Origin of the sequence: Clostridium sp. MSTE9 (genome assembly GCF_000277625.1) — a bacterium.
GTDB classification, from domain to species: Bacteria; Bacillota; Clostridia; order Oscillospirales; family Acutalibacteraceae; genus Faecalispora; species Faecalispora jeddahensis.
On record NZ_AKFU01000054.1, the window covers coordinates 20,506 to 32,305 of the forward strand.

An 11,800-nucleotide genomic window follows, 5' to 3' on the forward strand; every position below is an offset into this window, starting at 1 on the left:
TCGGAGCGTACAAAAAAAACAAAGGCCGGGCTGGTGCTGGCAGAAGGAGCACAGCCCGGCTGCACGTTGTCTGTCATATTGATGCCGACAACATTCCCCTGAACCTGAATGTGCGTCAGATGATCTTAAACAGCTGTAAAAATGCGATAACGCCCAGTAAAACCATGATAATGCTGCTCACAAGCGTGAGAGTAAACCAAGCGGGCTTTAAACGATATTCCTTCGGCAGGCTTTTCTTCTCGGTCCAAAGCAGTAAAAGCCCTACGAGACCGATTCCAAAAACGCTGCCGATGACAGTTGCGACCTGGAGAACGAAGGTATACGTAATATTGGTCCACGCCAGCAGGATACCGCCGAAAATGCAAAAAACCGCAACCCATAAACGAGTCTTAAATTTATTTTCCGGCTTTTGAATGGCAGGGAATGCCGGAGAAAAGCATGCACGGAATGTTGCGGGATAAACCTGTGTGCTGAGCGCTACGATTCCACCGAAGAAAGCGCAGAAAATAGCAATCTTATACAGCAGTACCAGACCGGGAGAGATCACCGAGAAGAAGTGGGCCTGATTCTGAATGATCTGGTCGTTGGAAGGAACGACCTGCAATCCGTTTGTCCCGAGAATGACGTTGCCAAGAATCATGAAGATCGATCCGACCAGCCAGACCGCGGTGAAGGATGCAACATTATCGATTTTAACGGCTTTCAGCCACCCCTTGGCATTCGAAACTGTATTCTCGTCCTTTGGCAGCGGAATTTCCTCTTTGCTGGACAAGCGCTTCAAAGACGCCTGAATGTCGGCAATATGTTCATTTCCGTACATGCCCCAATTCTTTTCGCTCATCGTGCCCATGTATCCGAGGTAATCCTGGCATCCTCCTCCAAGGATACCAACAGCACTGACGATTTCAAGCAGAATCGGCCCGGAAAGCACTTCGGGATTTTTCGTCTGTACCCATTCAGGGTACTGAGCCGGAATTGTGGGAATAAAGCCGCTCAGCAGGGCCAGCCAGTCCGGATTTGATACAAAAATTGCGAGCAATGCAAAAATGACCAGAATGAGGACGATGCCGGTAGATACTTTCTCCATCTTTTCGTAGGAGAAAAAGACAAACAAAAATCCAACTATGGCCCAGATCGTTCCACATAGCACGGTGTAGGCCGTGTCGATTCCAAAGGTCCAGCAGGTCCACTGGCCCAGTACCTTAATGAAACCGCAGATGGACGACGGAATGGCAATGGCCGCCACGATGCCCAGGAAGATTGCCACCCAGTTTTTAGAGCCCGGAATGATCTGTCCCCAACGGGTAGCAGGATGCTCGCCGGTTAACGTTGCGAACTTGGAACCAGCGTAGACCACGCTTCCTTTCATAATTGCGCACAGCAAAAATGTCCAGAGAAGAGAAAAGCCGAACAGCGAACCTTCACGGCTGGCAAAGAAAATCTCTCCGTTGCCGATCGATGCGGATGCCACAATAATTCCCGGCCCGAGGTAACGTAAAAGATCTTTAAATTTGCCGGCTTTCAATTTGGGATCGGGTTCGGGCATTGTCATTGCAACAGATTTCGTTGCTGAATCTGTCATTGAAAACACTCCTTTTCATATTAATCGTACTGTAATTTAGGCAAATGAAAGTTGAAAACCCGCCAGCCCCGCTAGTGTAATCGTTCTACCGCAAAACAAGATACCCCCCTGAAAAAGATGAGTTTCCATGGCGAACGCATACCAGTTTTACTGGCGCAACAACAATCAAAGCTTCTACCGCTATGGCAAAGAGTTTGAGAACTATTGAGACCATCTTTGCCGGGACCCCGCAAGCTGGATTTCCGGTAACCAAAGGGCATTGGCGTTTTCTGCACGGAAAGAAGAGGCAAGTACCGGTGCAAAAGCCCTACCTGCTGCAGACACGGACCGCGCTGCAGGATTCATGGAAATCGGAAACTGCCTTCTGCTCTTCTACAATCTGCATCAGCTCCCGGCGCATGGCTTCTACCGGAGCTTTTTGCCCGCTCCAGAGCTCGATCTGCGCCACACCCTGATACAGAGACATTCCTAATCCGTTCAGAACACGGCAGCCTTTTTCCTCCGCGTCCAGCAAAAACTGAGTTTTTTCGGGATTGTAGCATGCGTCAAAGTAGAACTGGCTGGGCTGTATGTATTCCTTTGGCAGAGGACTGCGGCCAATGCTGTCCCCCATTCCCACCCCGCTGGCATTCATGACAACGTCGCAGGCGGACAGCTTTGAGAAATCCCCGTGGTGAACAAATTCTGCCACCGGGGCAAAGTTTGCATTGATGTCCGCAACCAGAGCTTTCGCACAGGGTTCAAAGACATCTGTAATATAAATCTTTCTGGCGCCGTGATAGGCCAAAACAGAGCACATCGCTCGCCCCGCGCCGCCGCCGCCGAAGCAGAAAAACACGCATTGATCCACCTTGATCCCGCCCTCCTGTGTCAGAGAGGTATAAAAGCCGATTCCGTCGGTGTTATAGCCGACAAGCTTACCATCAGGGGTTTTTACCACGGTGTTGCTGGCTCCCATCTTCTGGCACAGCGGGTCCAGCTCATCCAGATAGCGCAGCACCCGAACCTTGTTGGGCTTCGTGACTGCAAAACCCGCAAAATTCATATACCGCAGTCCGTTGACGATGTCTCCCAAATGGTCCTTATCCGCTTCCGTATAGAAATAAACCATGTTTAATCCGGCGGCCTGGTACCCGGTATTCTGCATCTGTGCGGCAAAGGACTGTTTGAGCGGCGTACCGATCAGAGTAACCATCTTTGTGTTGATATCAATCATCATCCTGTAACCTCATTTCTGTCGTAAAAATGGAATAAGTACTGCGGCCTGCTACACCCTTACATCTGCAAACAACGCTTTCGCTGTTTCCAGGCAGCGTGCGGCATGCCCCACCGGCCCCAGCTCCGAAATACGCTTGGTATTCGGAAGCTCGATCGAGCACGGATTCGGCGGAAGCACTTTGAGCAGGCCCTTCAAATCTGCATCCCCCTCTCCGCAGTAGGCCCGGCCCTCCCGCACTACCTGAACAATTTGCGAAACATCCAGATTTTTGGGGCTGTCGCACAGATGAATCAGCCCAAATCGTTCCGGGTCCAATGCTTGTATTTCTTGCGGCGTAACCTTTGACCAGTGAACATAAATCATATCCATCAGGATTTTCAGATTGGGAGCCTTCACCTGATCCTGTACCGCGATTGCGTCCTGCAAAGTGGTCAAATCGGACAGAATCGCGAATTCCAGGTTGACAGTCAGCCCGTATTGCGCCGCCTGTTCACAAATCGTGCCATAGCGATCCACCGCGAAAGAACGATCCTTTGTCCAGACACTGGAAAGCACCTGAGTTGCCCCAAGCTCGGCTCCCTTTTCAAACGCCCCTCGATAATCGGACCGCAGATCCTCACGGATCCGAACCAGCTCGATATCCAGAAGCTTCATCTGGCAGTCCTGCAGCGTCTGGCGGATCGTGTGAAATAATTGCGGATTATTTTCCAGGCAGACCTGCGGCTCGTCACAAAGCCCCATGGGAATCGTTCGCAGACTGACATAGTCATATCCGGCATCCCTCGCAATCTTGATCTGCTCTACAGGATCAATGCCAGGAATCGTAAGATAGGCCAGTGAGAATTGCGTAGCCATTACTATGAACCTCCTTCATCAACGGTTGGTAATATATCTAATTTTTCTTGAATCCGTAATAAATTTTATATTTAAATCCCTTAGAAAGTCTAATGTTCAATTTCTATCTAACGATTAGTATTTTTCATAGTTCAACCCACTTGATTTATTTTGTTTATATCAATTTCACCTGATTACAATTGATGTAATTGTGACAATCAACTAAAAACGCAAGATAAAAACCTGCTGCTTCTCCCTATTTCGTTTCACTTCGAGCTGGTACAAGCCTTTTCATTCCAATTGTGCTTTCAAACGATTAATCGCTTCTATCATTCGATATAAAACATGTATTGGATTCTTGCGTCCGTCTTCGTTTAAGATATAGGAAAAGACACCGTTCCACGTAGCATCCGCCAAACCGGCAAAGGAAAAATCATTCCCTTGGGGTTTTTAAGACTGTTACAAAAGCGATGTAAAATACAACAAAAGGGGGCAGTTGTCCATGATGAATTTACCTTCCTCGATTACCCTGTGTGAGGTTGGATTACGGGACGGTCTGCAAAACGAAAAGACGCTTCTTTCTACTGAAGATAAGCTGGAACTGCTGCGCGGCTTCATTGACGCCGGTTTCACCGTGATTGAGCTCGGTTCCTTTATGCACCCGAAAGCGGTGCCGCAAATGGCAGATACAGACGAGCTGTACAGGAGAATCGGTGATGTGCCCGGTGTGGAGCTGCGGGCGTTAATCCCCAATCTCAGGGGCGTGCAGCGTGCGGCTGCATGCGGCTGTAAGAAAGTAAAACTGAATGTATCCGCAAGCCGACAGCACAATCTGAAAAACCTGAATATGCTGCCGGAAGAAAGTGTGGCGGGCTTTGCCTCTTGCGTAGAGGCGGCAAAGGAAAACGGGATCGCAATTTCCGGCTCCATTTCCATGCCCTTTGCCTCCCCGTGGGAGGGACGCGTTCCTTTATCGGACGTAGATGCGATTATCAAGGCTTATCTTGAGGTAGGAATTACGGAAATTTCTTTGTCGGACACCTCTGGTATGGCGATTCCGAATCAGGTTTACGACATGTGCGCTCATGTGCGGGAAGCATATCCCCAGGTGAGCTGGTGGCTCCATTTTCACAATACCCGCGGGCTTGCCATGGCCAACATTCTGGCCTCTATGGAAGCCGGTATGATCCAGTTCGACAGCTCCTTTGGGGGGCTGGGCGGCTGCCCCTTCGTTCCGGGCGCCGCAGGGAATATTTCTACGGAAGACGTCATCCATATGTGTGATGAATCCGGTATTGCTACAGGGATCGATCTTGTGAAGGTGATGTCTCTTTCCCGCAGGCTGCAGCAGCTGCTCGGGCATGATACGGACAGTTATGTCCTGCGCGCTGGGCGTTCCCGCGATCTGATTCAATCTCAGTCCGATTAAGCCCACAAAAGCTGTTTATTCCCCGCAGTTTTAACAAGAATGGCGTAGCTGTTGCTACGCCATTCTTGTTTTTTTGTTCCCCTTCACTTGATCATCAGCATCATTTAAGCCACCCCTCCCCGCATAGCCGGCTGTTGTGTTCCCCTTTTTGGCGGAGCGCTTTCGCCAAAGTACTCATATCATGAATAAACTTCAGGACGGCATTGACAAATGAACAAAATGAAAGTAAAATATGATGTATCGATTTAAAGCGATAAATCGCCTGAAGTATTGAAGAAAGCTCTGTTCCCATAATCATGTGCTTTTGCTGAGCAGCTTCGCGGGGCAGGAAGAGGTGGAATTGATGAGTACAGTTACTGTAAAGAATGTGACGATCGGGGATGGAATCCCTAAAATTTGTGTTCCCATTGTGGCCAATACAAAAGAGGAAATCCTCGCGGATGCATTGGATATCGTGAACAGCCGGGTAGATATTGTTGAGTGGCGCGTAGACTGGTTTGAAAGTGCACTGGACATAGAAAAAATGAAGGATGTTCTCGAGCAGCTGTCTTCTGTTCTGAATCAAATTCCCCTGCTGTTTACTCTGCGCACCGCAAGAGAAGGCGGCAAAATTGACCTGAGTTCGGAAGCTTATCTGGAAATCAATCAGGCAGCCGCGGCGACAGGCCGGGTGGACTTGATCGACGTAGAGGTATTGGATAAGGAAACAATTGCAACAAAAATGATAGAAAGCGCTCACGCAGCCGGTGTGAAAGTAGTTGGGTCTAACCATCAGTTTGACAGAACGCCTTCGCAGGAAGAAATGGTCGATCGGCTGAGAAGGATACAGGAACTGGGAGCCGATATCTGTAAGATCGCAGTTATGCCTCAAAATGAAACGGATGTTATCAGATTATTGGAAGCCACATCCATCATGCGCCAGAAATACGCAGAGAAACCGCTTGTTACAATGTCCATGGCAAAACTGGGGGTAGTCAGCCGTATTACGGGTGAGATATTCGGGTCCGCGCTGACCTTCGGAACGGTGAAAAAAGCATCCGCACCCGGGCAGATTGAGTCGGAAACACTCTATCAGATTCTGCAGGATATCCACAAGGTCCTTTAAAGAAGCAAAAACGCGGATTATGAGATTGATGAAACGATAAATAAAAACTCACGGTCCCGTTCTGCGAGGAATCGAAAAGGCCGGCACTTTAAAGTGCGGCCTTTTTTAATGTGCCAAAAGCTTTTTCATCCCCTCTTCCAAGCCGTCAAGGGTGAGCGGAAACATGGGGAAAAGTTTCGCGATCATATCGTAGCTTTGGCTCCAGTATTCTCCCCAATCCGGCCGCTCACCGGGATTGAACCAAACAGCGTACCGGTACCGATCCCGAAACAAATAAAGCCAGTCCAGCCCGCTGGATGGCTTTCCTTCCTGGCTGCCATGATATTTGCCCTTTAGTTCATAAGGAGCCATTTGCGCATCCCCCACAAAAATCGTTTTATAGTCGCCGGAAAGATTCGACAGCAGCCATTCCGTGGGAACTGATTTTCTTGGGTCGATCGTAGGGTCGGTATACAGCTTTGTATAAATGCAGTTATGGAAATAGTAAGTTTTCAAATCATGAAAATGTGTTTTGCTTACGGCCTGAAACAATGCAGAAATCAACTGAGTGTAGTAGTCCATGGAGCCGCCGGAATCGATCAGCAGTAAAACCTTTATTGTATTCTGCCGCGGTCTTCGATATTTTACAGTAAGCCGTCCCGCATTTTTCGCAGTATGTTGAATTGTGTCATCCACATCAAACTCGGTAGCGGGAAGGTTTGCTGTGCCGGAGTATTGCCGCAGACGTTTTAAGGCCAGCTGAAACTGGCGGAGATCCAACGTGCTGTCTTCCCGGAAATCGCGGAAACGACGCTCGCCCGCCACCCGGATCGCCCTGCGGTATCCTTTGTCCCCTCCCACCCGGATTCCCCTGGGCGACAGACCCGTGTTCCCGAAAACAGACATTCCGTGCGTGCCAATCCAGTAGCTTCCGCGGTTGTGCTGTTCCCTCTGCTCACCCCTTCGCTCCCGAAGCATCGTTTCCAGCTCTGCATCAGACAAAGATTCATTCCATTCCGCCTGCTGCTCATCATACAGACCCATGGGGATATCCTTGCAGCCCAACCAATCCAACAGCTCCTGAGAGACCTCCTGTTCCAAAGGAATCTTCTGAAAATACGCAAGAAAAATCCGGTCAAAAAGGTCGAATTCCGCTTCGCTCTTTACCAGAAGCGCCCGGCACAGGTGGTAGAAGCCGGTAAAGCTGGAGCCATGCAGGCCTTTGTTCAGGGCCTCTATCAAAGACATCCATTCGGTCAGGGACACATTCAGGCCGCTGCGCCGCAAAAGAAACAAAAATTCTTCAAACACAGGCTCACCGCCAATTCAGGCGCAGAGCGTCTATATCCTCGTTTTTCTTCAGCAGCACCCCAAGATAGGGCACTTCTTCCACGACCCTCTCAGGATTCACACCGCCGTGGATCAGAGCCTGAATCCAGTCGATCACTTCGCTGGTAGAAGGTTTCTTTTTGATCTGAGGAAGAGACCGGATGCGGTAAAACGCCTCCAACACCTGAGACAGCAGTTTATCATTTAAATCCGGGAAATGGACTCGGATAATTTCGGCCAGCAGTTCTTTATCCGGGAATTCGATATAGTGAAACACACAGCGGCGCAGGAAAGCGTCCGGCAGCTCCTTTTCCGCATTGGACGTGATGATGACCACCGGGCGGTGCTTTGCCGTAACGGTTCGGCCTGTTTCGGGAATATGGAATTCCATTCGGTCCAGCTCCCATAACAGATCATTCGGAAATTCCAAATCCGCCTTATCGATTTCGTCGATCAGAAGAACCACCTGCCTTTTCGCAGTAAAAGCCTCACCCAGTTTGCCCAGTTTTACATATTTTTCGATGTTGTCAACGCCTTCGCTGCCAAACTGGCTGTCGTAAAGGCGCTGGACGACATCATAAACATACAGCCCCTCCTGAGCTTTGGTAGTGGATTTGATGTTCCAGAGGATCAGCTTCTTACGCAAAGCGTCGGAGACTGCCTCGGCCAGTTTTGTCTTGCCGGTACCCGGCTCCCCTTTGATCAGCAAAGGCTTTTCCAGCGCCACAGCAATGTTTACCGCCTGCATCAGCTCCTCTGACGCAACATAAAACCGGCTTCCCTTCCATTCGTTCATTTTCTGTTCCTCTCCAGTGGATTCTGTTCCACTTCGTAATACAGTCTTGTAATAAAAAGAAAGAATTTTTGTTTGATCTGAATTGACAAAAATGCCACCAGGAAGGACTTCATATCCTTCTGTGGCGGCATTGTGCACCCAAAGCATTGTCAAAGCAATTGATTAGGGCAATGGTAATAAAGGGCGAAAAGCCCGGCGAAAGCGGCAGGCAGAATGCCGCTCCGCCGAATTTTTCAGTAAAAGGAGAGAGTTTACCGTTTCAAAATGATCTCACCGTGTTTTACGACGGTTTCGATCAGGTAAATAGCAATATCATTCGATTAGAATGCAAAAACCGGTAACTAAAAATATTTATTCCTCATCCATGCCTTCTTTGAAGTAATCGCCGAACAGTTCCTGATTGGAGGGCATATCCTCAGGCAGCGGGCGAGCCACCCAGGTTGTGTTCATGTAGTGTTTGAGAGTAATGTTCTCTGAAACGATGTTGCCTCCCCAGGTACCGCAGCCCATGGAGGACGTAGGGGGCATTCCATTGGTAGAAGAACCGGAATTTCCGCGGTTGTTCGGCTGGCGGACCATAATGCGGGAAACAGGCGCAGCCATGCCCAGACGGTGAATGTGCTCATCGTTCCAGGAATAAATGCCGCATGAGTGGCCCTTGCCCCCAACCTCAAAAACAGCGCGCATCATGTCCAGAGCATTTTCGAACTCACCCTCATACTTGAACAGCGTCAGCAGAGTGGTCAGCTTCTCGCTGGAGAAGAAATGCTCCTTACCAACGCCTTCTTTCCCGCCGCCGGTGACAGCAATCAATTTGCGGTCTGCGGGAATTTCAAAGCCAGCGATCTCCGCCAGCTTCTGCGGGCTGATCGCAACGGTATTCGGCAGGCGATGACCGATTTCGTCCCACATCACATTCTTCAGCTTTTCGGCCTCTTCCTCATTGGCCAGATAGGCGCCCTCCGCCACAAGTGCCTGCACAAAGCCGTCATAGACGGACTCATGAATCAGCAGGTTGCCGTCGCAGGAGCAGCCGGAGCCAAAGTCGGACGTTTTGGAGATTCGGGTGTTCATCGCGGCTTCTCTTTGCCGCTCCGGCGTATTGGCGGTATCATCGATAATAACGGTGGCGTTGCCGGCGCCGGAACCAAATGCGGGAACACCGGAGGAATAAGCGGATTTCACCATGGGCCGGCCGCCGGTGGCGATAACAAGGTCGCAACGCTTCATCAGTTCCTGAGTCAGAGAGATACTGGGCTCCTGAATGCCCTGAATAATATCTGCGGGAGCGCCCTCACGGACCAAAGCTTCCCGGATGATATTGATGCATTTATTGGTAACATTTTTCGCGCGGGGATGAGGGGAGCAGATCAATACGTCTCTGGCCTTGATTGCATAAACAATCTGACCGGCAGGAGTCAAACAAGGATTGGTGGTAGGCACCAGAGTGGCGATGACGCCCACTGGTTTGGCATACTTGACCAGTCCCTTTTCAGGAATTTCTTCAATGATGCCGACACTTTTATTGCGCAGGCAATCACGAAGAATCAGCTTGATTTTGTTGCGCTTATTGCGCTTGGTTACTTTGTCGCCCAGGCCGGTTTCATCTACTGCTTCATCGCAGATGGGGGCCCAAACCTTCATATCGCACACAGCGGCGGCCACAGCCTGACATAGACGATCCACCCGCTCCTGATCATAAGTTGCAATGATGTCTGCGGCCGCCCGGGCACGCGCCACCATTTCATCCAGCATCTGAATTTGCTCTGCAGAAACTTCTTTCGCCATAATTACAATCTCCTCACTAAACAGTTATTTTTTTTGGGGGGTAAAGCTGTTTTATGATTTTATTGTAGGTCGCTTTGGGGCTTCTGTCCAATACCAGGTTTCTTTCTTAATTATAGAAACTGTCTATTAAAACTGCCAAATTCGTCTGATAATTACAAAACAAGTACAACATAAAACATTATTGATTGGCCTCTGAGAATCATTCCATGTTATAATAACCTCACGGCGCAAGCCGAAGCAAAAGCTTCGGGCGCCTGAGAGAACATTGAAACATGATAAGTCTCATCTGCCGAAATCCTTTTGGTGGAGCAAAAGCATCCGGAATTCATCATGTTATAATAACCTTACAGCGCAAGCCGAAGCGCCTGAGAGCTATGTCTTGCAGCGTGGCGGAAGGGAAGTGTTATAAAATGACACTGTTACAATTACAGTATTTCAAAGCGTTGGCACAAATACTTCACTATACCAAAGCGGCCAAAGAGCTGCATATCGCTCAGCCCAGCCTGAGCTACTCGATCAATGAACTGGAGAAGGAGCTTGGCGTGAAGCTCTTTGACAAAGAAAACCGGAAAATTCGGTTAACAGCGTATGGAGAACAATTCCTTACTTATGTGGAAAAGATTTTGGCATTGTTGGACGAGAGTGTCAGTGTTCTTCAGCAGATGGCGGGTTCTGCATTGCAGGTGGTCAACCTGGGGTACTTTCACTCTATCTCGACCTCTTTGATTCCCTCCATCATGGCGGGAATATACAGCCAGGAGGAAAATCGCGGGGTACGGTTCCAGTTCCTCGAGGCTACTTCCTTTGATATTTTTTCACAGCTGAAAAATGGAAAGCTGGATTTGGCCTTTTGTATGCACCGGGATGAGAATGTCGAGTCAATCGCCATCATGAAGCAGCCGCTCTATTTAACGGTACCCAACAATCACCCGCTGGCGGAGCGCAGCTTTGTCACCTTTGAAGAATTTTCTCAGGAGCCCATCGTTATGCTCGAAAAATCCAGCAGCCTGCGCGCCCAGATGGATCAGATTTTCGCACAGCACGAAATCATTCCAAACGTGGTATTCGAAGTGCGGGAATGCAATGCGGCACTTCAATATGTGGCGCTGCGATTTGGAATTTCGGTGCTTCCACAGGTTCCGGCGATGAAAAACGAAAAGGTGTCGGTCATCCCTATCATGGACGATCATCAGGCCTTTGTGAGAACGGTATATCTTTCTTGGGCAAAGAACCGTCCCCTTTCGCCTGCTGCTCTGAGGGTAAAAAATTACATAGTGGAACACTATGCCACGCCTTGACAGTAAAAAGCGAAAGCGGGAGTATCCGACATTCATGTCATAACTGTACCTGTCTGCCCAATATGTCAGAGCACTGTATAACTCGCGGCTTTTCTGACCCGTCTTTGATAATAAAAAAACAGCCATGGAAGCGCATTCTTCCATGGCTGACGTTGGCGGATTGAGCGGTATAAAATTCGAATCTATCTACGGTGCAGCAGTAAATGATTATGATTCATTAAAAAAGCAAGTCGGACAAAATGTCCGACTTGCTTTTTTAATGAGGCAAAACAATGAAATGTTTTTTCATTTCTGCCAACTTCTTTGCAATAATAAGCGAATGGCTTTCCATTATAAGAAAGCCCCAAAGCACAGTACGAAGAGATAGCCGATTTTATGGATTGGTTGCTATGAACAGTAAAACTTGATTTGAAGCTTTCCTCATTAACAGAAATATTAGGA

General features: G+C 49.0%; 9 protein-coding genes. 3 read left to right on the forward strand and 6 right to left on the reverse strand.

Going from position 1 to position 11,800, the window contains the following annotated elements; all coding sequences use genetic code 11:
- Positions 1-115 precede the first annotated feature (115 nt).
- The 3 genes from HMPREF1141_RS16120 to HMPREF1141_RS16130 all read right to left on the reverse strand — a co-directional run bounded on the left by HMPREF1141_RS16120 (position 116) and on the right by HMPREF1141_RS16130 (position 3,656).
- The gene (locus tag HMPREF1141_RS16120; RefSeq protein ID WP_009066665.1) at positions 116-1,582 is read right to left on the reverse strand and encodes an Nramp family divalent metal transporter; all 1,467 of its coding nucleotides are present in this window, start codon (positions 1,580-1,582) and stop codon (positions 116-118) included.
- Between the two features lie 307 nt (positions 1,583-1,889).
- Positions 1,890-2,801 (reverse strand): shikimate dehydrogenase, encoded by a 912-nt coding sequence (locus HMPREF1141_RS16125; protein ID WP_009066726.1) that lies wholly within the window; start codon positions 2,799-2,801, stop codon positions 1,890-1,892.
- Positions 2,802-2,849: 48 nt separating this feature from the next.
- Positions 2,850-3,656, reverse strand: coding sequence for a TIM barrel protein (locus HMPREF1141_RS16130; RefSeq protein WP_009066564.1), 807 nt, complete (start codon positions 3,654-3,656; stop codon positions 2,850-2,852).
- Positions 3,657-4,137: 481 nt separating this feature from the next.
- Between HMPREF1141_RS16130 and HMPREF1141_RS16135 the strand changes: the two genes are divergently transcribed.
- Positions 4,138-5,064, forward strand: a complete 927-nt coding sequence (locus HMPREF1141_RS16135; protein WP_009066737.1) for a hydroxymethylglutaryl-CoA lyase — start codon at positions 4,138-4,140, stop codon at positions 5,062-5,064.
- A 343-nt stretch (positions 5,065-5,407) separates the two neighbouring features.
- Complete coding sequence (gene aroD / locus HMPREF1141_RS16140; protein WP_035317344.1) at positions 5,408-6,169, forward strand: type I 3-dehydroquinate dehydratase; 762 nt, start codon at positions 5,408-5,410, stop codon at positions 6,167-6,169.
- A gap of 105 nt (positions 6,170-6,274) precedes the next feature.
- Here the strand turns inward: aroD and HMPREF1141_RS16145 are convergent, their stop codons facing one another.
- From HMPREF1141_RS16145 to HMPREF1141_RS16155, 3 genes are all read right to left on the reverse strand, one after another.
- A complete protein-coding gene (locus HMPREF1141_RS16145) occupies positions 6,275-7,459 on the reverse strand; it encodes a VWA domain-containing protein (RefSeq protein ID WP_009066501.1) in 1,185 nt (394 codons plus the stop codon).
- Between the two features lie 4 nt (positions 7,460-7,463).
- Positions 7,464-8,273 (reverse strand): MoxR family ATPase, encoded by an 810-nt coding sequence (locus HMPREF1141_RS16150; protein WP_009066533.1) that lies wholly within the window; start codon positions 8,271-8,273, stop codon positions 7,464-7,466.
- Positions 8,274-8,624: 351 nt separating this feature from the next.
- On the reverse strand, positions 8,625-10,061 hold the full coding sequence (locus HMPREF1141_RS16155; RefSeq protein WP_009066619.1) for an aldehyde dehydrogenase family protein: 1,437 nt from the start codon (positions 10,059-10,061) through the stop codon (positions 8,625-8,627).
- A gap of 410 nt (positions 10,062-10,471) precedes the next feature.
- Here HMPREF1141_RS16155 and HMPREF1141_RS16160 point away from each other — a divergent pair, with 410 nt between their 5' ends.
- Complete coding sequence (locus HMPREF1141_RS16160; protein ID WP_009066696.1) at positions 10,472-11,359, forward strand: LysR family transcriptional regulator; 888 nt, start codon at positions 10,472-10,474, stop codon at positions 11,357-11,359.
- Positions 11,360-11,800: the final 441 nt, after the last annotated feature.

Coding starts and splice junctions, on each gene's coding strand:
- HMPREF1141_RS16120 (WP_009066665.1), bottom strand. CDS start 1,582: ATGACAGATTCAGCAACGAAATCTGTTGCAATGACAATGCCCGAACCC.
- HMPREF1141_RS16125 (WP_009066726.1), bottom strand. CDS start 2,801: ATGATGATTGATATCAACACAAAGATGGTTACTCTGATCGGTACGCCG.
- HMPREF1141_RS16130 (WP_009066564.1), bottom strand. CDS start 3,656: ATGGCTACGCAATTCTCACTGGCCTATCTTACGATTCCTGGCATTGAT.
- HMPREF1141_RS16135 (WP_009066737.1), top strand. CDS start 4,138: ATGATGAATTTACCTTCCTCGATTACCCTGTGTGAGGTTGGATTACGG.
- aroD (WP_035317344.1), top strand. CDS start 5,408: ATGAGTACAGTTACTGTAAAGAATGTGACGATCGGGGATGGAATCCCT.
- HMPREF1141_RS16150 (WP_009066533.1), bottom strand. CDS start 8,273: ATGAACGAATGGAAGGGAAGCCGGTTTTATGTTGCGTCAGAGGAGCTG.
- HMPREF1141_RS16155 (WP_009066619.1), bottom strand. CDS start 10,061: ATGGCGAAAGAAGTTTCTGCAGAGCAAATTCAGATGCTGGATGAAATG.
- HMPREF1141_RS16160 (WP_009066696.1), top strand. CDS start 10,472: ATGACACTGTTACAATTACAGTATTTCAAAGCGTTGGCACAAATACTT.